The sequence below is a fragment of the Burkholderia sp. MSMB1588 genome (genome assembly GCF_001546925.1).
GTDB lineage: Bacteria > Pseudomonadota > Gammaproteobacteria > Burkholderiales > Burkholderiaceae > Burkholderia > Burkholderia humptydooensis.
The window spans coordinates 1,740,177-1,759,373 of sequence record NZ_LNJS01000001.1 but is presented as its reverse complement, the minus strand read 5'-3'; the positions used below and the strand labels follow the sequence as shown (position 1 = coordinate 1,759,373).

Below are 19,197 nucleotides of genomic sequence, written 5' to 3'. Positions count from 1 at the left end.
GCCCCGGCTTGCCCGGCAGCGCGTCGCGCGTTCATCATCGATTCATCGACCGAGTCCATCCATGTCCGATCTTTCCGAGTTCCCGATCACGAAGAAATGGCCCGCACAGCATCCGGACCGCATCCAGCTCTATTCGCTGCCGACGCCGAACGGCGTCAAGGTGTCGATCCTGCTCGAGGAAACGGGGCTGCCGTACGAGGCGCACGTCGTGCGCTTCGACACGAACGACCAGATGTCGCCCGAGTTCCTGTCGCTGAACCCGAACAACAAGATCCCGGCGATCATCGATCCGCACGGCCCGGGCGGCAAGCCGCTCGCGCTGTTCGAATCGGGCGCGATCCTGCTGTACCTCGCCGACAAGACGGGCCAGTTCATTCCGGCCGATCCCGCGCGCCGCTACGAGACGATCCAGTGGCTGATGTTCCAGATGGGCGGCATCGGGCCGATGTTCGGCCAGCTCGGCTTCTTCCACAAGTTCGCGGGCCGCGAGTACGAGGACAAGCGGCCGCGCGACCGCTACGTCGGCGAGGCGAAGCGCCTGCTCGGCGTGCTCGACGGCCGCCTCGCGGATCGCCGGTGGATCATGGGCGACGCCTATACGATCGCCGATATCGCGACTTTCCCGTGGGTGCGCAACCTGATCGGATTCTATGAAGCGCGCGAGCTCGTCGAATTCGACCGCTATCCGAACGTCGCGCGCGTGCTCGGCGCATTCGTCGCGCGGCCGGCGGTGGCGCGCGGGTTGAACGTTCCGGCGCGGCCGTAAGCGCTTCGTTCCGCTTCGTCTCACCTCTTATCGCGGCTTCGTCGCGGCTTCGTTGCATCGCGCATGCGGAGCCGCGCGCGTCCCGTCCGGGCGTTCCTTGCCCGTCGATTTTTCCGCCGAAATCCCGATGTCCGGCCGCCGCGCGCTCGCGCGTCGCATGCCTCCATTCACGACATGCCGGATGCACCTTGGTGCGGATCATTCCCCGAGTGGTGCATAAAGCGCGACGCCGTTTCAGGGCATTGCGTGGCCATTTCGCGGCCATTCGCCCGGGAAGCCGCGTCGGCCAACGATCGCGCCGGCCCTGGTCCGCTCCTTGCATGCGCACGCGGTACGAGAGGACGCGACGCACGCAATAAAGCGGTAACAGCAACGGCGGCGACTCGAATACGGGACCGGCATCCGCCGTTTTTTTTGGCTCGAATATTTTCAAAATGCAACCAATCGGCAAACAGTCGGGGGCGGCGCTGCGGCTCGACGAATGGCTTCCGTATCAGTTGTTCCTGCCCGCGCAGCACGTCGCGCGCCTGCTCGCCGAATTCTATGGGCCGCGCTACGGGATCAGCCAGCAAGCATGGCGGATTCTCGCGACGATCGTCGATCGGCCCGGCGCGAACGCGCGGCAGATCGGCGCGGCGCTCGGCATGGATTCGGTGTCCGTCAGCCGAGGGATCGCGCAGCTCGTCGCGGTCGGCTTCGCCCGGCGCGACGCGGCGCGCAACGACCGTCGCTACGCGTGCGTCGTGGCGACGCCCGCCGGCCGCGATGCATTCGACGAGATCGCCGCCGTGGGCCTCGCGGCGGAGCAACGGATGCTGGACGTGCTGACGCCCGGCGAGCGCGCGATGCTCGACGCCGCGCTGCTGAAGATCGGGCGCGAGAGCGAGCGCATCGCGATCGTCGGCTGGCGGCGTCTGCTCGACGAGCCTTGAGCGCCGGCTTTGCCGCCCATTCCGGGGGCCTGGCTTCGCGCGCGGCGTCGCCGCACCGCGCGCGGAACATAACGAGAACCTGAGAGCGCGGCGAGCTTCCGGCCGGGCGTGCCCGCTGCCGTCGATTCATGCGTAAAACGATTTGGCATCCGAATCGACGGATCTTTTCGCGGCCGCCCGGCGGATCGAAAACCGTGACGTTTTTTTCGAGCGAGGGTCGACATGAACGTTCGCATAGGGTGTCTGTCGCTGCTGGCTGCCGTCGTGTTCGACGCGCATGCGCAATCGGTCGTCCGGATCGGCGTCGCGATGCCGCTGACGGGGCCCGTCGCCCATCTGGGCAAGGATGTGCAGAACGGCGCGCAGCTCGCCGTCGACGATCTGAACCGCGCGCCGCCGGCGATCGGCGGCAAGCCCGTGAAGTTCGAGCTCGTCGTCGAAGACGATCAGGGCGATCCGCGGCAGGCCGTGCAGGTCGCGCAGCGCCTCGTCGACGCGCGCGTCGCGGGCGTCGTCGGCGATCTGAACTCGGGGCCGACGATCGTCGCGGCGAAGGTCTACGCGGCGGCCGGCATTGCGCAGATCGCGCCCGCCGCGACCAATCCCGCGTATACGCAGCAAGGCTACAAGACGGCGTTCCGGCTGATGGCGACCGACAGCCAGCAAGGCGCGTCGCTCGCCGCGCTCGCCGCCAAGCTCGCGAAAGGCGCGCCGATCGCGCTGATCGACGATCGCGGCGCGTACGGCCAGGGCCTCATCGATCAGGCGGAGAAGACGCTGCGCGCGAACGGCGTCACGCGAATCACGCGCGACTACACGACGGACACCGCGGTCAATTTCGCGTCGATCCTCACGCGCGTGAAAGGCGAGCATGCGGCCGTGATCGTCTACGGCGGCGCCGATGCGCAGGCGGGGCCGATGGTGCGGCAGATGAAGGCGCTCGGGATCGACGCGGCGTTCGTCGGCGGCGACGGCGTGTGCACCGGGCAGTGGACGGCGCTGTCGTCGGGCGCGAACGAAGGCCAGTTCTGCACGCAGGCGGGCGACCCGCGCACGAGGATGGCGGGCTACGCGGCGTTCGAGCGGCGTTTCGAGGCCCGCTACGGCAAGGTGATCGTATTCGCGCCGTACGGCTACGACGCGGTGATGCTGCTCGCCGACGCGATGCGCCGCGCGAATTCGACCGATCCGGCCGTCTATCTCGGCGCGCTCGCGAAGACCCGCTACGACGGCGTGATCGGCAGCATCCGCTTCAATCCGCAGGGCGACAACGTGAACGGCGCGGTGACGGTTTACCGCGTGCAGCGCGGCGCGCTCGTGCCGGTGCCCGACTGAGGCGGGACGCAACGGCCGCGCGTGCGCACGACGACGTCCGGCGCCGGGCGATGCGGGCCGGAGCGCGCCGCAGAACGGCCCGGACACAGACGTCGTCGTGACGAACGAGCCGAACGAATGCAGCCGGGACGGCGCGAGGAGACCAGCTCGCCTCGTCCACGCATGCGCGGGCCCCGCCCGCACCGCGCGCAAGCGCACACGCACGACCAACGCCCATTCGAAAAACAATCCCGAACGCACGGCGGCCGCGGACCCGGAGACGCCCGGCAGCCTGGAGATCTCCCATGATGGACGTCATCGAATTCGCGGGCAATCGCGCGACGCACTACAAGGACGCGCTGTCGCTCTACCCCGACGCGTGGCTGCAGGACATCGCATGCATGCATCGTTTCCTGCGGCCGTCGCCGGGCGAGACGATTCTCGAAATCGGCGGCGGCAGCGGCTACTTCAGCCGCGCGATCGCGGCCGCGCTCGGCCCGTCCGGGCGCCTCGTCGTGACCGATCCGTCGATCGAGCAACTCGACGCGCTGCGCGGCATGCCCGATTCGAACATCCGTGTCGTTCAGCAGGCCGCCGACGCGCTCGATCTCGACACGCGCGATTTCGACGCGATCTGGAGCCGCGGCGCGATCCACCACGTGCCCGACAAGACCGCCGCATTCGCCGCGAGCGCGCGCCATGCGCGGCCTCGCGCGCGCTTCGTGATCTACGACATCTTCGCGGGCACGCCGCTCGCGCGCTACTTCGACGGCTTCATCGCGAAGAGCTGCTCGACGGGACACGAGGTCGCGTTCCTGTCCGAGGATTTCGCGAGGACGCTGTGCGCGCTGACGGGCTGGGCAGAGCCGCGTTTCCACGACGTGACGGTGCCGTGGGAATTCGACAGCCGCAAGTCGATCGGCCATTTCCTGAGGCTGCTTTTCTCCGCGACCGACGCGTACTCGGACGACGATTGTCTCGCGGCGGCCGAGGCGTTCCTGAGCGTGAGCACGACGCGCACCGGCTACGCGCTGATGTGGCCGATGACGGTGATGGTCACGCAGCGGCTCGCTTGACGCGGCGCCGGCGGATGTCGCGCGCTCCGCTCAACCGCGCAGCACGAGCACGTTGCCGGCGAGCACGGCCGCCGCGCCGGCGAGGATCCGCGCATCGAGATGCAGCCCTTCGAACAGCGCGGACAGCCCGAGCGCGACGATCGGCACCGCGGCGAGCGTATAGGCGGCCTTGCCGGGGCCGAGGCGTCGCACGAGGTCGAAGTACAGCATGAACGTCACGCACGACGCGCCGATCGCGAGATACAGCAGACTGCCGACATAGCGCGCCGACCAGTCGGCGACGAACGGCACGTGCTGCGCGGCGGCCCAGGCGGCGCTCGTCGCCGAGCCGACGAGCGCGCCCCAGCCGAGGATCGCGACGGTCGGCAGTCCCGCGCGCTGGTTGCGTGCGCCGACGACAGTGCCCGCCGCGGTCGCGACCGCGGCCGCAAGCGCCCACGCGAAGCCGGATGCGGAATCGGCGCGCACCGCGCCGAGCGACGGGCCGACGATGATGCCCACGCCCGCGATCCCGCACGCGGCGCCCCACAGCAGCGCGCGCGTGAGCGGCGTGCCGAGCAGCGCGCGGCCGATCAGCGCGGCGAACAGCGACGATGTCGACAGCACGAGCGCGGCGAGTCCGCTCGGAATGCGTCGCGTCGCTTCGTAGAACGTGATGAATGCGAACGCGAAAAAGAGCGCGCCCTGTAGCGCGACGAATACGCGATCCTCACGCGGAATCGCGAGCGCGTGGCCCTTCCACCGTCCGTAGCCGAGCAGCAGCACGCCCGCGAGCGCCATGCGCATCGACACCGACCAGAGCACGGGCGTCGCGCCCGCCTGCATCGCGGTCGCGAGCGCGCCGCCGCCCCACAGCAGCGCGGTCAGGCCGAAGAGCAGCGCGGTCATCGCGCGCGTTGCCCGACGAGCGCGCGCCAGTCGCCGGCCTCGATCCGCGCGCTCGCGTTCTCGAGCTTGCGCAGCGCGGCGTCGAGCACGCGCGTTTCGTCGTTCGACAACGTCGCGAGCAGATTTCGCTCGATCGCGATGCCGAGCGCCGCGATCTCGTCGAACGCGGCGCGGCCTTTCGCGGTGATCGTGACCGATGCGAAGCGCCGGTCGTTCTTCGCGGCCGTGCGCCGTGCGAAGCCGAGCGTGACGAGTTGGCCGATGCCGCGGCTCACGGTGAACGGATCGAGCGCGCATGCGAGGCCGATCTCGGTCGCGTTCGCGCCGGTGCGCTCGGCGTTCACCGCGAGGATGCGCCATGCGGCCTGCGTGAGGCCGAAGCGCTCGGAATAGAACGCCTCGAGCGGGCGTGCGACCTGCGCGGCGACGACGAACAGCCGATACGGGAGCCAGTTGCCGAGCCGCAGCGGCGCGACGGGCTTCTGCGATCCGGACGACTTCGGCGCGCGAGGGGCGGACGGTGCGGCAGGCATGCGGGCGGCTCCCGATCAGGTACTTGCACGATGCAAGTATATGGCAATCAAAATTGCCGCAAGACTTTTTTGCATCCGTGATGCCGCGGCGGCCGCATTGCCAGCGACGGGTTTCGAGTAGGGATGGGGGGCGGTGCGACGCGCGAAGGGGCGCGCGTCGCTCAACCGGCTAGCTGGTCGAGTAGCCCAAGGGAATCTCACCCTCAGGCCCTCACGCAACCGGACGTGAATCTCTCGATTCATCCGGCTCCTATCGTCCAGCCAGACCGGCATGAGTAATAGACCAGTGGGCGAACAGCCGAGGCCACCGCGCAACCACGCGCTTTAGCCAGGCCGTCGCCCGTGAGGCGCTACCCAGTCGTTTGTATTTCCGTTTGGCCCAGCGTACGAGGGAATAGTTGAGTTGCCAACCTTGCGCCGCTCCGGTTCGCGCGCGAACCGGCAGAACTGTTCCCACGTGCACATATCGCGCCCCCCTTCAGCGGGTAAATACGTGAGCCAGTCCTCGAGCCGAGAGTGCTTCTCTGACCGATGCCGCTGATCGTTGTAGCGCAGCAGATAGCGCAACAGCCATTCATTCGCCTGTGCCTCGGTCTCCGGCTTGTGGAAGTGATACAGCGTTTCGTGCGCTTGCTTGATGTGTTGGCCTCTCTCGTCTCGTGGCTTTGGGATGAGGTCGATGGCAAGCAGACTGAGGACGGCGTTCCACAGCCAATAGCAGCGTGCTTTTATTCCCTTGCCTTGGATCACGTTTCAGCTATCGTCGAGCTGATCAAGCTCGACATGACTGCGTCGGCGTTCGCGCTCTTTCGCGCGGCCTACGAGGCATACGTAAGGGGACGATGGATTCAATCTTGCGCGAACATGGGTTGGTTGCGCTCGTTTGCGGAAGATGACACCCACAAAGAATTTCCTAGCGCGCAGAAGATGATTGATCAGTTGGAGAAGAACCCGGACTTCGAGACGGGACAGTTTTCAACGCTACATCGCGCACATTGGCCGTCGATCTGCGACTACGCGCATGGCGCGCGGTTGCAAGTGACACGGCGCCTGACGAACGCTGAAATCTCGCCGAATTTTTCTGCTCAAGATAAGGCTAGTCTGACCCACATGACTGCGGCTATTGCCATATTGATCGGAGTCGGCTTTGCACAGGTGCTGGCTGACGGCACTTCCCTTATGTCGGTTGGCGAGAAAGCAAAAGAACTGGGGTTCAAGCTCGGGAAGCAATAGTAAATTGGTAAATGCGGAGGAATCCGTGATGAATCAGACTGAGTTTGAGAGAACCTATCCAGGCTACTTTCACAAGTGTAAGGCGCCTGCCGCTAGCAAAGACCGCCGACGACTACGACGCGTTGCTGCCCTGGAAAATGCCGGCCGACCTGCGCTGATGCGCTTCGCTACCACACCTCACGCACTCCACCGATTTACTCTGAAGGACGTCGTTCGTGGATCGCATACGTTCATGGACTGCATACCGTTGATCGGGCCGGGAAAGCAATGCTTCGACGCCCCGGGGCCTGATGGATCGTCGAGATATTCGGGTGGTTTGCTGAGCATCCGCAGCGGAAGCAGGCCGCGCCCGATGTCATTGGCGTCGCAACGAACGGCGCGTTTCATCGCGGAGAATTGTTCCGTTTGACCGTGGTCTCGATCGACCCCGGTGGGTTGGCGAGCGTGCGCTTGCTTGACTGTGCGACGCGAGGTGTCCGCGCATTCGATTCGAACGCCTCGCCGTCATAGGCGAGGCGTTTATCGAAATCGTCTCCGCGCCATCCGCCAGCGACAGCGTCGAACGCATTGTGCTTGACGCCGCCAAGCGCCAACCGCATGCGCCGCGAGCAGCGACCAGCGAGCAAAGGCGTCGGAGCCGGCGGATTTTCAACTCGGAGCCGACCGTGTTTGCCCACCTACATACGATCGAGCGACAAAGCGCAAACATTCTTGTCGGGCGGGCAGTATTCGGCGAGCCGGCTCCGCGCGCTGTCGTAGTCCTTTTGCTGCTCGGGTGTCAAATTTCCTAGCCCGATTCTTTCATAGGCCTGCGTCAAGCCGAAATAGGCCCAACTGTTGCCTCTGAAACTCGTGTACGCGTTGTGTTCCGGGTCGTCGTCGCCGAGCGACGCGTGGAGCGTCTTGATCGCCTTGTCGTATTGGCCGAGGCCGATCTGGAGCGCGGCCAGGGTTTGCCTGACCGGAACCATCCAATAAGGCGGCTCGTCGTAGTTCATCTTGTCCTGCTGCTTGACGGAGCGTTCGAGAATGCGCACCCCGCGTTGCGCGTCGTCTTTCATCTGGTCGATCCGCGCGCGCGCGACCGATTGCATGATTTCTGCCGTCTGGCTGTTCATCACTTCGTCGGGCCGCTCTTTTCTGAAGGCGATCACGTCCTTTACAAGTTTCGCGTACGCACGTTGCGCACCGCGAACATCGTGTTTGCGGACGTATGCAAGCGCTTGTGCGTAGTTCCAGGAAACGCTTGCAAAGCGCCAGTCCTTTTCTGTCCCGTGCGGTGGCGGCTGCCGGATAATCTCGTCCGGCGACATGAAATACGGCAGCGATTGGTAATAGATGCCGCGATAACGGTCGGTCCGGAACGTAATGCCTTCGCCTTCCGATTTCCGCAGACGATCAGCCGCCCAGCTCATGTTCTCGACGTTGCCGGCCATGATCGCCGAAGCAAGCGCGAAATGGATATTGTGCCGGTAGTAGCCCCAGCGATAACGGTCGCCGTCCGGATGATCGATGCCGCCCGCGAGCTTGGCATCGACTTTCTTGAAGTAGCCTTCGTCGCTCAACGTTGCGTCCCGATTCGCTTCGAACGATTGCAGGTGCGCGCCGGTGCGGTAATAAATGTGCGAGGGCATGTGAACCAAGTGGCCGGCATCGGGCGCGAGTTTGGCCAGTTTGTCCGCATAAGGCCTCACGTCGTTCGGCTCGGTCGATCCCTCGCGAATATGGATGTACCAATGGATGAGACCCATGTGATCGGAATGGTCCTTCAGCCCGCCTTCGATCGCTTCGACTGCCTGGGGAATGTCACGGTAAGTGGCGTTCCCCTGACGGTCCCAGTATTCCCAAGGCTTGAGGTTCATCACGGCATCCGCGTACAGGGTTTGGATGTCGGGATCGTCCGGGTAGCGGTGGGCCAGCGCGGTCATCGCCTCGGCGTAGTCTCGGTTGCGCCGGTTCTGGCGCTCGAGTTCGCCGGGTAGTTGCGCATGAGCTTCATAGCGCGGTAGCAATGCGTCGACGAGCGAGCGTTCCTTCGGATCGGCATCACGTATGCGAAGTGCGTCCTTGAGATTCTGTTGCGCGATCCGGCGATCCGCTTCCGGCTGATCGAGTTGGTTGATGTTCACGCCCAGCGACATCGCGATCCCCCATCGGCACATGACGCAGTCGGGGTCTCGCTTGAGCGCGGCCTTGAACGCGCGGTACGCTTCGCGAAAGTTGAACGCGCAGTAGAAGCGCAAGCCTTGATCGAAGAAAGCTTGCGTTTGCGGGTTTTCCGTCTTGATTTTTTTCGTCAGTGTCCCGAGGCGGAAATCCGTCGGCGGCTCGGGATCGTCGGCCGCGATTTTCGAAAGCGAGAACGATGTGCTGCTGCCGGGCGGCGCGCTCATCATGTGCTCGCTTTCCATGTGCGGCATGCGGTGCTCAGCCGTGGCATGCGCGTCGTCATTGGGTGCGGATATCGCGCAAGTCGCGCTCAGCGATGCCACAAGGCCGATCGTTCCATACAGGCAAGCTTGCCTGAGCCGGTTCCGAAGGTTGCCGTCGCCGTAAGAACGCGAATGATTTTCGATTGTTCCCATTGCATGCTCTCCCGGAAATTGAACGCCTCGAACTGCCGTGCTGGTGAACCACTGTGCCGCGAGCCAATCTCAATGCCTCATTCGCGCGACATGCGCGCTCGCGGCGCGGACGTTGAACCAAGGCGGTGTGCCCGGACCGGTTGCGGCTGCCGTGCGAAGTCGGCGGCCCGAACGGCGCGTTCTGCGCGGTGCGGCTGCCCGTAGCGCGCGGCGCGGGCAGCGATCGCACCATGCGGGCGCGGCACGCGCCCGCGGCACGAGCCACCTGCGATGCAGCGCGCAGATCTCGACGAGGCTGAGCGCGCGAGCCGTTGGGCGCGCGTCGAACGCGCCCCGTGCATTGTCGAAGCCGATCACCGACGATGCGACCGCTCATCGCTCATCGCGCGTCACCGCTGCGGCACACACCATCCGAGCGCGAATCGAGCCTTCATCCCCGCTCGTTATTCCCCAACGGTCACTTTTCCGGTTATCGCGTCCACGAACACGAATTTCCTCGCTTGGCGGGGCCCCGAACCGAAAATATAGAGGGGGTTTCCTCGTTTGGGGCCGAGCGGATTGCGCAGCGTGACCGTATCGTATGCGCCTGTTTGCCCCGCTGCGTTCTTCGCGCGATCGGCCTCGTCCAGATCCAGCTTGACGGGCCATTCGATCACCACGTCTCCGACCCAGGGCTCTGGATAAAGCACGGGGGAACCGAATTCGTCGTAGCTTGTGGATTCGATGATGACAGTGTTGTTCTCGTCTTGAAACACGACTCGCAGTTTGTCGATTTGCTTGGGGTCAGTGGTCGGGCCGCCTGAGGCCACACCATCCGCTTCATAGAGCTTGGCGTGCGGATACTGCTTGGTCACTTTGTTGATTGCGATAGTCACCCTTCCTTTGAAACCTAGAACAGTTGTCGACATGGTGGTTTTCTCCACTGAGCGGTAGGCTGCCTCAATATCGAGGGGCGTCGCGTGTCTTCAGGTCACGCCCAGCGTATTTAAGGTATCCGACGGCTGAAGTTCAACCTGGAAAATGTAGTGGGATTGCCGCAGGTTTGCCGGGCATTGCCGTTTCCGCGAGGGCGGCCTTGCGCGCGTGGCCGGGCGGAATCCGTTCCGCTGCGCGATGGCGGGAGCGCATTTGTTTCACGCGATCCAAGCGATCGACCAACGAGGCTTCGCCATCGTCGGCAAACTGCATGGTTCATTGTTGCGGGTTGGCGCACTGACAGGCGCTGCGATGACAGACGTGCAACACTCTCTGAGAACGTGGAAGGCGCGCTTCCGCGCGACATCGGCGCTCCTCGAAATCGACGCCGCGCGGGGATTGACGATCGGCCAGTTCTACAGCCTCATCTCGAACATGATCGGCGAAGTCGGCGACAAGGCATTCATCAACCCGCCCCGCAATCAGATCGGCCCCGCTCTGATGCCGGACGCCGTCATCGTCACCAACGTCGCAACCGCGCAGCAGGCCAGGCAATCCGCACGATCGTCGAAGAAGGAGGAGGCACGTCGAAATCGCCGACCGAGGTGGTCGGGCGTTACCGCTACGCGCATTACTACCGCCTCATGCAAATCAAGCAGGGGCGAAAACTCGTGAAAGACCAGTCCGGCTATTCGTATTCAGGCGATTCCATCGTCTTCGATCCGAGCGGCGTCTATGACGTGCCGGGCAACCCGAAGGTCGCCGACTATCCTTCCGGATCCGCGCAGCGGCGTGCCTGCAACAACTTCAACTACACCTATACGAGCCTGCTGAAGACATTGCATGCGCTGTTCAACGGACAAACCCCAGGCGACCGCTTCAATGCTGTCATCGGACTGATGATGTCGTTGAAGGCGCAAGCCACCGCGATGATGTCCGGCATCCCGAATCCGGCGGCGAAGCCCCTCCCCGCGCCGAGCTTCGAGTATCAGCCGGTCGATCCGGGCAGCGCGCAAGCATTCGATGCGCAGACGATCCCTTCGGAATTGCAACCGAATCGATGAGGTCGTTGGCAGGACGAGCGGCGGCGATGATGTTCGGCATCCCGAAGTCATCGGCAAAGCGGCTCCCCGGATCGCATGGCGGGTATCGAGCTGTCGATCCGGGGAGCGCGTCCCGTCAAACACGCGCCGCCGGCGCGCGATCGTCGCGGCACGGGCCCGGCGCTTCAGCCCTGCGCCTGCCCTTGCAACAGCTTGTCGAGCAGCTTCGCGAGCTGACGCTGTTCCGCGGCGCTGAGCGCGGACAGCACGCGCCGCTGATTGTCGACGTGCGCGACGACGGCGTCGTCGATCAGCGCGAGCCCCGCGCGCGTCAACGCGACGAGCGTGCCGCGGCCGTCCGCCGGGTTCGGACGCCGCAAGACCCACCCCGCCTTCTCGAGCCGATCGATCCGGTTCGTCATGCTGCCCGACGAAATCATCGCCGCGTCGTAGAGCGCCGTCGGCGTCAGCGCGTAAGGCGCGCCGCTGCGCCGCAGCGTCGCGAGCACGTCGAATTCGCCCGGCTGCAGGCCGTAGCGCACGAAAAGCGGATTGAGCCTGTCGCGCGCGATGACGAGCGCCGCCTCCTGCAGCCGCCCGAGCACGATCATCGACGACGGATCGAGATCCGGGCGCTCGCGGCGCCATTGCTCGATCGCATGGGCTGCGCGATCCATTAACCCTCCTGTTCGTCCAAGTTATCTTGACGTAGAGACAAGTCGAATCTATCTTGATGTCGAGACAATTATACGCAACGCGCACGCCCGGCAACCGTCCGGACGCGCGCCGCATCCACGCTCATGCACAGACTCCTTTCTCCCGCATGGCGGCTCGCCGCCATCATACTAGTCGGCCTCAACCTGCGGCCGGCGCTCGCATCGGTCGGGCCGCTTCTCGACACGATCCAGCGCGCGAGCGGCTTGTCCGACAGCGCCGCGAGCCTGCTGACCACCGTGCCGGTCCTGCTGATGGGCGCGGGCGCGCTCGCCGCGCCGTGGCTCGCGCGCCGCGCCGGCGTGCGCGCGGGCGTCTGGCTCGGCGTCGCGCTGATCGGGCTCGCGTGCGCGGCGCGCGGCGCGGCGAGCGCGCCCGCCGCGCTGCTCGCGTCCGCGCTGTGCGCGGGGCTCGGCATCGCGGCCGTGCAGGCGCTGTTGCCCGGGTTCATCAAGGCGGAATTCGCCGCGCGCGCGGGCAGCGTGATGGGCTTCTATTCGACGTCGATCATGGGCGGCGCCGTATTCGCGAGCGTCGCGACGCCGTTCGCCGCGCACGCGATCGGATGGACCTCCGCGCTCGCCGGCTGGGCGCTGCCCGCCGTCGCGGCCGCGCTGCTGTGGCCGCTCGCGACCCGCGCGACAGCCCGCGACGCGCGAGCGCGCCCCGCCGCGCGCCGCACGCACGGCGCGCGTGCCTGGCTGCTCGCTGCGTTCTTCGGCCTCGGCACGGGCGCCTATACGCTCGTGCTCGCGTGGCTGCCGCCCTATTACATGTCGCTCGGCTGGTCGCCCGAAGCGGCGGGCGGCCTGCTCGGCGGCGTGACGCTCGCCGAGGTCGTCGCGGGGCTCGCCGTGTCGGCGTTCATCGACCGGCTGCCGGACCGCCGCCCCGCGCTCTTCGCGGCGATCGCGTCGCTGTTCGTCGGCCTGATCGCGCTGATCGCCGCGCCGCTCGGCTCCGCGCTGCCCGCGTCGCTGCTGCTCGGCCTCGGGATCGGCGCGCTGTTTCCGCTGTCGCTGATCGTCACACTCGACCACGCGACGAGCGCGGCCGAAGCCGGCGCGCTCACCGGCTTCGTCCAGGGCATCGGCTATCTGATCGCGGGCCTGTTTCCGTTCGTCGCCGGCGTGATCCGGCAGAACGTCGCCGATCTGTCGCCGGCCTGGGGCTTCATGGCCGCGGTGTGCGTCGTGATGGCCGCGATGGCCGCACGCTTCGCGCCGCCGCGGCTCGCCGCCACGCGAAGCGGCGCGTGAACGGCCCCCGTCCCGCCCGCTCCGGAACTCGCTCCGGGCGTGACGGTCCCTACTGGATCTCCTCATCTCAACGCGCTGATCCGGCTCAAGGACCTGCTCATGCTGTCGACTCGATTCCGTCACCTCGCCACAGCCGCGCTCGTGCTGTCGGCTGGCGCGTGCGCCGCTGCGCCGGACGCCGCGCCCGAGCCTGAAGTCGCGTGCCGACCGGACGAGACGATGCCCAAGCGCCAGTTCCGCGGCACGTGGATCGCATCGGTGACCAACATCGACTGGCCGTCGCGCCCGGGCCTATCGGTCGCGGACCAGCAGGCCGAGCTGGGCGCGTGGCTCGACGACGCGGTGCGGATGAACCGCAACGCGGTGATCCTGCAGGTTCGACCGACCGCGGACGCCTTCTGGCCGTCGCCGTTCGAGCCGTGGTCGAAGTATCTGACGGGCACGCAAGGCGGCGACCCGGGCTACGATCCGCTCGCGTTCGCCGTCGCCGAGGCGCATCGGCGCAATCTCGAACTGCACGCGTGGTTCAATCCGTATCGCGTCGCGATGGACGACCGGGTCGACGCGCTCGCCGCCACGCATCCGGCGCGCCTGCATCCGGACTGGATCGTCCGCTACGGCGGCAAGCTGTATTACAACCCGGGCGTGCCGGCCGCGCGCGCGTTCGTCGTCGATGCGATCATGGACGCGGTCGGCCGCTACGACATCGACGCCGTGCATCTCGACGATTACTTCTATCCGTACCCGGTCGCGGGCGCGGCGTTCGACGATGCGTCGGCATACGCGCAATACGGCGCGGGCTTCGCGACGCACGCCGACTGGCGGCGCGACAACGTCGATCGTCTCGTCGAGTCGCTCGCGCGGCGCATCAAGGCCGCGAAGCCGTGGGTGAAGTTCGGGATCTCGCCGTTCGCGGTCTGGCGCAACGCGGCCACCGATCCGCAGGGCTCGCAGACGTCGGCTTCGGTGCAGACCTACGACGATCTGTACGCGGACACGCGCCGCTGGCTGCGCGAGCGCTGGATCGACTACGTCGTGCCGCAGGCGTACTGGGCGCGCGGCTTCGCGCCTGCCGACTATGACAAGGTCGTGTCGTGGTGGGCGAACGAGGCGCGCGGCCGCGACGTGCACCTGTATATCGGGCAGGCGGCGTACAAGGTCGGCACGTCGAATCAATCGCCGGGCTGGTCCGATCCGGCCGAGTTGAGCAACCACCTGGCGTTCAATCGCACGGCGCCCGAGGTAAAGGGCGATGTCTACTTCTCCGCGAAGGACGTGCGCGCGGACCGGCTCGGCGCGACGTCGCTCGTCAATCGCACCTGGCATTCGCGGCCGGCGCTCGTGCCGGCGATGCCCGCGCTCGACGGAGCGGCGCCGCCGCCCGTGAAGGACCTGCGCGCGCAACGCCCGCCCGACGGCGTGCGGCTGCGATGGAAGCCGCGCTCGAAGGCGACGGCGTCATACGCGGTCTATCGTCACGAGCTTGGGCGGCAGGACATGTGCGGCAACCACGATGCACGCCATCTGCTCGCGACGGTTCGGGGAACCGAATTCGTCGACATCACCGCGCGCGCGGATCGCGGCTACCGCTACGCGGTCACGGCGCTCGATCGTCTTTGGAACGAGAGCGAGCCGGCCCACGTCGTGATGCCCGCGGCGAAGCCGTATTGACGATCCGATCGCGCATCCGCGCCACGCGCCCCGGCCTTCGCGCCTTCACGCCTTCGCGTAGAGCGTCGATTCGTCGAAGCCCTCGGCGTCGAGCACGCGCCCGATCAGGATCAGCGCGGTGCGCTCGATCCGCGCGCCCGCGACCTTGCCGACGATATCGGCGAGCGTGCCCGTCACGCGCGCCTCGTCCGGCCAGCTCGCTCGATAGATCACGGCGATCGGGCAATCGGCGCCGTAGTGCGGCAGCACGTCGTCGACGATCCGCGCGAGATGCCGCACGCCGAGATGGATCGCGAGCGTCGCGCGGTGCGCGGCGAGGCTCGCGAGCGATTCGCCTTCGGGCATCGCCGTCTTGCCCGCGTAGCGCGTGAGGATCACGGTCTGCGCGACGCCCGGCAGCGTCAGCTCGACGCCGAGCGCCGCCGCGCACGCGGCCGTCGCTGTCACGCCCGGCACGATCTCGTAAGGAATCCCGAGCGCGGCGAGCCGGCGGATCTGCTCGCCGATCGCGCCGTACAGCGAAGGATCGCCGGAATGCACGCGCGCGACGTCCTGCCCTTTTCCGTGCGCCTGCGCGAGCAGCGCGACAATCGCGTCGAGATCGAGCTCCGCCGTGTTCACGACGAGTTCGGCGCGATGCCCGTCGAGCACCGCGGCCGGCACGAGCGAGCCCGCGTACAGGATCACCGGGCAACTGCGCACGAGGCGCTGGCCCTTCACCGTGATCAGCTCGGGGTCGCCCGGACCCGCGCCGATGAAGTACACCGTCATTCAAAATACTCCGTCATTCGTTCGATGATTCGATTCGAGGATGCGCCGACGCGCGCTCGCGCGCGGCCCGTCACGGCGTGCGAAAGGCGCGAAACGGACGAACCGCACGAAACGCGCGCAGCGCGTCGACGAGCGCCGCGATATCGCCGAATTCGCGATCCGCATCCGGCAGCGCCGGTCGCTCGACCATCACGACCGGCAAGCGCCGCTCGCGCGCGACGTCGAGCTTCGCCTCCGTCGCCGCGCCGCCGCTGTTCTTGCTGACGACGACGTCGATTGCGGCCGTCGCGAAGAGCGCGCGCTCGCCTTCGACCGAGAACGGCCCGCGCGCGGCGAGCACGTGCGCGCGCGCGTTGCCTGCGTGCGCGTCGAGGCAGCGCACGAGCCAGTGCTGATGCGGCGCAATGTCGTCGAGATGCGCGAGCGGCTCGCGCCCGAGCGTGAAAAGCGGCCGCGCGAACGGCGCGATCGCGGCGAGAACGCCCGCCCAGTCCGCGACGCCGCGCCAGTCGTCGCCCGGCCGCGGCCGCCACGGCGCGCGGCGCAGCGCCCAATACGGCACGCCCGCCGCGCGGCACGCGGCGGCCGCGTTCGCGCTGATCCGCGCGGCGAACGGATGGGTCGCGTCGATAACGAGCGCGACCGCGTGCCCGCGCAGATGGCGCGCGAGCCCGTCGGCGCCGCCGAAGCCGCCGACCCGCACGTCGCACGCGAGATCGTCGGGCACCTTGCCGAGGCCGGCGAGGCTGTACACGTCGTGCGGCGCGAGCGTGCGCGCGACGCGCAGCGCGTCGCCCGTGCCGCCGAGCAGCAACACGCGGCGCGCGCTCATCGCGCGACGCCGACGATGCGGCCCTCGCGGTCGATCGCGAGCGCCTCGACGTCGACCTCGTCCGGCACGATGTCGCGCGCGACGCGGCGCGCGTGCGCGCAGACGACGTCGCCGAGCGGCACGTGATGCGCGAGCGCGAGCGCCAACGCCTGCTGGCTCGTGTTCGCCGCGCGGATCTCGTGCTGCAGCACCGTGCTCGCGCCCGCTTCGCCCGCCCATTGGGCAAGCAGCGGCAAGTCGATGCTCGAATGGCGGCTGTGCAGATCGAGGTGGCCCGCCGCGAGCTTGCTCAGCTTGCCGAAGCCGCCGCACAGCGTGAGCCGCGCGACGCGCGCGCGGCGCAGGTACTTGAGCACCGCGCCCGCGAAGTCGCCCATCTCGATCAGTGCGATGTCGGGCAGGCCGTAGCGCGCGCGCACCGCGTCCTCGCTCGCGTTGCCTGTGCACGCGGCGATGTGCGTGACGCCGTTCGCGCGCGCGACGTCGATGCCCTGGTGAATCGACGCGATATACGCGGAGCACGAGAACGGCCGCACGATGCCCGTCGTGCCGAGGATCGACAATCCGCCGACGATGCCGAGGCGCGGATTCATCGTCTTCTGCGCGAGCGCCTCGCCGTTCTCGACGCCGATCGCGACGTCGAAGCCGCCCGCATAGCCCTGCTCGGCCGCGAGCGCCGCGAGATGCTCGGTCATCATCCGGCGCGGCACCGGGTTGATCGCGGGTTCGCCGACGGGAATCGCGAGCCCCGCGCGCGTGACCGTGCCGACGCCCGGCCCCGCGCAAAAGCGCACGCCCGGCTCGTGAACGAGCCGCACGCGCGCGAACACGAGCGCGCCGTGCGTCACGTCCGGGTCGTCGCCCGCGTCCTTGATCGTGCCCGCCTCCGCGCCGCCGGCGTCCGTCGCGCGGCAGAACGCGAGACGCATCGCGACGTGCTGCCCCTTCGGCAGCACGATGTCGGCCATGTCGCTCGCGCGGCCCGTCAGCAGCAGGCGCGCGGCCGCGAGCGACGTCGCGGTCGCGCAACTGCCCGTCGTGTAGCCGAAGCGCAGCGGCCGCGGCTGCTCGGGGGTTTCGTCGCGCATCATCCGTGCTCCGGCTGCGCGCCGCGCGGCTTGCACGCGTCGTACAGCGTGACGGGCAGCGCCTGCCGCCAGGCGTCGAAGCCGCCGAGCGGCTGCGCGTGCGCGACCGACACGCGCGTGAGCGTGCCGCCGTGCCGCTCGCGCCATGCGACGAGCGCCGCCTCGCCCTGCAGCGTCACCGCATGCGCGACGAAGCGGCCGCCCGGCTTCAGGCCCGCCCAGCACGCGTCGAGCACGCCGTCGCGGCTCACGCCGCCGCCGACGAACACCGCGTCTGGGGCGGCAAGGCCCGCGAGCGCGTCGGGCGCGCGGCCGGCGACGAGTTCGAGCGCCGGCACGCCGAGCGCGTCGCGGTTGTGCTCGATGAAGCGCTGCCGGTCCGGATGCGCTTCGATCGCGATCGTCCGGCAGCTCGGATGCGCGCGCATCCATTCGATGCCGATCGACCCGGAGCCCGCGCCGACGTCCCACAGCAATTCGCCCGGCGCGGGCGCGAGCCGCGCGAGCGCGAGCGCGCGCAGATCGCGCTTCGTCAGTTGGCCGTCGTGGCGGTACGCGTCGTCCGGCAAGCCGGGCGTGAGCGCCAGGCGCGGCGCGGCGCCGCACGCGCGGCATTCGATCGCGACGACGTTGAGCGCGGCCGCCCGCGCATCGCCCCACGCGTCGGCGCGCGCGTCGATGCGCCGTTCGAGCGGGCCGCCGAGATGCTCGAACACCGTCATCGCGCTCGGCCCGAAGCCGCGCGCGGCGAGCGCGCCGGCAATCGCGGCGGGCGTCGCGCCGTCCGCGCTCAGCACAAACAGCCGCCGGCCCGGATACAGATGCCGATGCAAAGACGCGAGCGGCCGGCCGACGAGCGACACCGTGTCGACATCCTGCAGCGCCCAGCCGGTGCGCGCGGCCGCGAGCGACAGCGACGACGGCGCGGGCAGCACGCGCCACTCGTGCGGCGCGAGCGTGCGCGCGAGCGTCGCGCCGACGCCGAACAGCATCGGATCGCCGCTCGCAAGCACGCACACGCGCGCCGGAGCCCGCGCGAAGAGCGGCGCGAGATCGAACGGCTTCGGCCACGGCGCGCGCTCGGCGCCGTGCCGCGCCGGCAGCATCGCGAGATGCCGCTCGCCGCCCATCACCACCGCCGCGTCGGCGAGCGCGCGCCGCGCCGGCCTGCCGAGCCCCGCGTATCCGTCGTCGCCGATGCCCACCACCGTCAGCCACGCGCTCATCCGTCGTGCTCCATCGTGTTCCTGTCGATCCTGAAAGCGTCGCCCGCCTCGCGCATCGCGCGCTCGGGCGTCGCGAAAAAAGGCATAATACAGCGTCCGTCGACCGGCGCCCCACGGGGCCCAAGAGGGAACGCAGGGCGTGCCGCGCCGCTGCGGCTGCCCCCGCAACTGTGAGCAGCGAGTCCGCATCCGATCCACGCCACTGGCCAGGCCGCCCTTTTCGCGGCCGCCGGGAAGGCCCGCTGCGGATGACGACCTGCCAGCCAGGAGACCTGCCGGGACGTTTCGTTCGTGCCAGCCTTCATCGGGCGGGGTGTACCGATGCCGTAGCCCGCCGCTCGCGCGCTTGCC

At 67.9% G+C, this 19,197-nt stretch carries 18 protein-coding genes, 1 pseudogene and 1 riboswitch; of the genes and pseudogenes, 9 read left to right on the top strand and 10 right to left on the bottom strand.

Translation table 11 applies throughout. The features are described from left to right. Positions 1-61 precede the first annotated feature (61 nt). The 4 genes from WS92_RS19755 to WS92_RS19740 all read left to right on the top strand — a co-directional run bounded on the left by WS92_RS19755 (position 62) and on the right by WS92_RS19740 (position 4,088). Positions 62-766 (top strand): glutathione S-transferase N-terminal domain-containing protein, encoded by a 705-nt coding sequence (locus WS92_RS19755; RefSeq protein WP_015602209.1) that lies wholly within the window; start codon positions 62-64, stop codon positions 764-766. Positions 767-1,200: 434 nt separating this feature from the next. Next, positions 1,201-1,698, top strand: coding sequence for a MarR family winged helix-turn-helix transcriptional regulator (locus WS92_RS19750; RefSeq protein WP_006026720.1), 498 nt, complete (start codon positions 1,201-1,203; stop codon positions 1,696-1,698). A 222-nt stretch (positions 1,699-1,920) separates the two neighbouring features. Next, positions 1,921-3,033 (top strand): branched-chain amino acid ABC transporter substrate-binding protein, encoded by a 1,113-nt coding sequence (locus WS92_RS19745; protein WP_009912315.1) that lies wholly within the window; start codon positions 1,921-1,923, stop codon positions 3,031-3,033. A gap of 284 nt (positions 3,034-3,317) precedes the next feature. Further along, positions 3,318-4,088, top strand: coding sequence for a class I SAM-dependent methyltransferase (locus WS92_RS19740; protein WP_006026718.1), 771 nt, complete (start codon positions 3,318-3,320; stop codon positions 4,086-4,088). Between the two features lie 30 nt (positions 4,089-4,118). Here WS92_RS19740 and WS92_RS19735 read toward each other — a convergent pair whose 3' ends face one another. The 3 genes and pseudogenes from WS92_RS19735 to WS92_RS36735 form a co-directional block, all read right to left on the bottom strand. Continuing rightward, on the bottom strand, positions 4,119-4,976 hold the full coding sequence (locus WS92_RS19735) for a DMT family transporter (protein ID WP_006026717.1): 858 nt from the start codon (positions 4,974-4,976) through the stop codon (positions 4,119-4,121). Next, positions 4,973-5,509, bottom strand: coding sequence for a MarR family winged helix-turn-helix transcriptional regulator (locus WS92_RS19730; RefSeq protein WP_059934335.1), 537 nt, complete (start codon positions 5,507-5,509; stop codon positions 4,973-4,975). Before WS92_RS19730 ends, WS92_RS19735 begins: the two co-directional genes overlap by 4 nt. A gap of 405 nt (positions 5,510-5,914) precedes the next feature. Further along, positions 5,915-6,154, bottom strand: a pseudogene (locus WS92_RS36735) (IS481 family transposase); the annotation flags it as partial. On the opposite strand from WS92_RS36735, the gene WS92_RS35910 reads away from it, so the two are divergent. Then, positions 6,041-6,742: a DUF6988 family protein gene (locus WS92_RS35910; protein WP_059934333.1), complete on the top strand. Its 702-nt coding sequence runs from the start codon at positions 6,041-6,043 to the stop codon at positions 6,740-6,742. The pseudogene WS92_RS36735 and the gene WS92_RS35910 overlap by 114 nt on opposite strands. A gap of 677 nt (positions 6,743-7,419) precedes the next feature. Here the strand turns inward: WS92_RS35910 and WS92_RS19720 are convergent. Both WS92_RS19720 and WS92_RS19715 read right to left on the bottom strand, forming a co-directional pair. Continuing rightward, positions 7,420-9,327 carry a tetratricopeptide repeat protein gene (locus WS92_RS19720; RefSeq protein ID WP_231755990.1) on the bottom strand — a complete coding sequence of 636 codons (1,908 nt, stop codon included), beginning with the start codon at positions 9,325-9,327 and terminating at the stop codon, positions 7,420-7,422. Positions 9,328-9,770: 443 nt separating this feature from the next. Further along, complete coding sequence (locus WS92_RS19715) at positions 9,771-10,235, bottom strand: hypothetical protein (RefSeq protein WP_059934415.1); 465 nt, start codon at positions 10,233-10,235, stop codon at positions 9,771-9,773. 220 nt (positions 10,236-10,455) lie between these two features. Here WS92_RS19715 and WS92_RS36730 point away from each other — a divergent pair, with 220 nt between their 5' ends. Beyond that, complete coding sequence (locus WS92_RS36730; protein ID WP_231755989.1) at positions 10,456-10,917, top strand: hypothetical protein; 462 nt, start codon at positions 10,456-10,458, stop codon at positions 10,915-10,917. Then, the gene (locus tag WS92_RS36725) at positions 10,887-11,306 is read left to right on the top strand and encodes a hypothetical protein (RefSeq protein WP_242425362.1); all 420 of its coding nucleotides are present in this window, start codon (positions 10,887-10,889) and stop codon (positions 11,304-11,306) included. The genes WS92_RS36730 and WS92_RS36725 overlap by 31 nt, the downstream gene beginning before the upstream one ends. 164 nt (positions 11,307-11,470) lie before the next feature. Here WS92_RS36725 and WS92_RS19705 read toward each other — a convergent pair whose 3' ends face one another. Then, positions 11,471-11,962, bottom strand: a complete 492-nt coding sequence (locus tag WS92_RS19705; protein WP_059934329.1) for a MarR family winged helix-turn-helix transcriptional regulator — start codon at positions 11,960-11,962, stop codon at positions 11,471-11,473. 123 nt (positions 11,963-12,085) lie between these two features. On the opposite strand from WS92_RS19705, the gene WS92_RS19700 reads away from it, so the two are divergent. Beyond that, entirely contained in the window at positions 12,086-13,258 is a 1,173-nt protein-coding gene (locus WS92_RS19700) for an MFS transporter (protein WP_059934327.1), read from the top strand. A gap of 99 nt (positions 13,259-13,357) precedes the next feature. Next, positions 13,358-14,929, top strand: coding sequence for a glycoside hydrolase family 10-like protein (locus WS92_RS19695; RefSeq protein ID WP_059934325.1), 1,572 nt, complete (start codon positions 13,358-13,360; stop codon positions 14,927-14,929). A gap of 45 nt (positions 14,930-14,974) precedes the next feature. On the opposite strand, the gene cobM is transcribed toward WS92_RS19695, so the two are convergent. From cobM to WS92_RS19675, 4 genes are all read right to left on the bottom strand, one after another. Then, the gene (cobM, locus tag WS92_RS19690; RefSeq protein WP_059934323.1) at positions 14,975-15,700 is read right to left on the bottom strand and encodes a precorrin-4 C(11)-methyltransferase; all 726 of its coding nucleotides are present in this window, start codon (positions 15,698-15,700) and stop codon (positions 14,975-14,977) included. Positions 15,701-15,770: 70 nt separating this feature from the next. Further along, positions 15,771-16,532: a cobalt-precorrin-6A reductase gene (locus WS92_RS19685; protein WP_059934321.1), complete on the bottom strand. Its 762-nt coding sequence runs from the start codon at positions 16,530-16,532 to the stop codon at positions 15,771-15,773. Continuing rightward, positions 16,529-17,623, bottom strand: a complete 1,095-nt coding sequence (locus WS92_RS19680) for a cobalt-precorrin-5B (C(1))-methyltransferase (protein ID WP_059934319.1) — start codon at positions 17,621-17,623, stop codon at positions 16,529-16,531. The genes WS92_RS19685 and WS92_RS19680 overlap by 4 nt, the downstream gene beginning before the upstream one ends. Beyond that, positions 17,620-18,846: a bifunctional cobalt-precorrin-7 (C(5))-methyltransferase/cobalt-precorrin-6B (C(15))-methyltransferase gene (locus WS92_RS19675; protein ID WP_059934317.1), complete on the bottom strand. Its 1,227-nt coding sequence runs from the start codon at positions 18,844-18,846 to the stop codon at positions 17,620-17,622. Before WS92_RS19675 ends, WS92_RS19680 begins: the two co-directional genes overlap by 4 nt. Before the next feature lie 87 nt (positions 18,847-18,933). Next, positions 18,934-19,141: riboswitch (cobalamin riboswitch) on the top strand. Positions 19,142-19,197: the final 56 nt, after the last annotated feature.

Excerpts from the sequence above, each read along its gene's own strand:
- cobM (WP_059934323.1), bottom strand. The coding sequence starts at position 15,700 with ATGACGGTGTACTTCATCGGCGCGGGTCCGGGCGACCCCGAGCTGATC.
- WS92_RS19730 (WP_059934335.1), bottom strand. The coding sequence starts at position 5,509 with ATGCCTGCCGCACCGTCCGCCCCTCGCGCGCCGAAGTCGTCCGGATCG.
- WS92_RS19750 (WP_006026720.1), top strand. The coding sequence starts at position 1,201 with ATGCAACCAATCGGCAAACAGTCGGGGGCGGCGCTGCGGCTCGACGAA.
- WS92_RS19680 (WP_059934319.1), bottom strand. The coding sequence starts at position 17,623 with ATGATGCGCGACGAAACCCCCGAGCAGCCGCGGCCGCTGCGCTTCGGC.
- WS92_RS19675 (WP_059934317.1), bottom strand. The coding sequence starts at position 18,846 with ATGAGCGCGTGGCTGACGGTGGTGGGCATCGGCGACGACGGATACGCG.
- WS92_RS19685 (WP_059934321.1), bottom strand. The coding sequence starts at position 16,532 with ATGAGCGCGCGCCGCGTGTTGCTGCTCGGCGGCACGGGCGACGCGCTG.
- WS92_RS19720 (WP_231755990.1), bottom strand. The coding sequence starts at position 9,327 with ATGGGAACAATCGAAAATCATTCGCGTTCTTACGGCGACGGCAACCTT.
- WS92_RS19755 (WP_015602209.1), top strand. The coding sequence starts at position 62 with ATGTCCGATCTTTCCGAGTTCCCGATCACGAAGAAATGGCCCGCACAG.
- WS92_RS19735 (WP_006026717.1), bottom strand. The coding sequence starts at position 4,976 with ATGACCGCGCTGCTCTTCGGCCTGACCGCGCTGCTGTGGGGCGGCGGC.
- WS92_RS19695 (WP_059934325.1), top strand. The coding sequence starts at position 13,358 with ATGCTGTCGACTCGATTCCGTCACCTCGCCACAGCCGCGCTCGTGCTG.
- WS92_RS36725 (WP_242425362.1), top strand. The coding sequence starts at position 10,887 with ATGCAAATCAAGCAGGGGCGAAAACTCGTGAAAGACCAGTCCGGCTAT.
- WS92_RS19715 (WP_059934415.1), bottom strand. The coding sequence starts at position 10,235 with ATGTCGACAACTGTTCTAGGTTTCAAAGGAAGGGTGACTATCGCAATC.
- WS92_RS19745 (WP_009912315.1), top strand. The coding sequence starts at position 1,921 with ATGAACGTTCGCATAGGGTGTCTGTCGCTGCTGGCTGCCGTCGTGTTC.
- WS92_RS19740 (WP_006026718.1), top strand. The coding sequence starts at position 3,318 with ATGATGGACGTCATCGAATTCGCGGGCAATCGCGCGACGCACTACAAG.
- WS92_RS19700 (WP_059934327.1), top strand. The coding sequence starts at position 12,086 with ATGCACAGACTCCTTTCTCCCGCATGGCGGCTCGCCGCCATCATACTA.
- WS92_RS19705 (WP_059934329.1), bottom strand. The coding sequence starts at position 11,962 with ATGGATCGCGCAGCCCATGCGATCGAGCAATGGCGCCGCGAGCGCCCG.
- WS92_RS35910 (WP_059934333.1), top strand. The coding sequence starts at position 6,041 with ATGCCGCTGATCGTTGTAGCGCAGCAGATAGCGCAACAGCCATTCATT.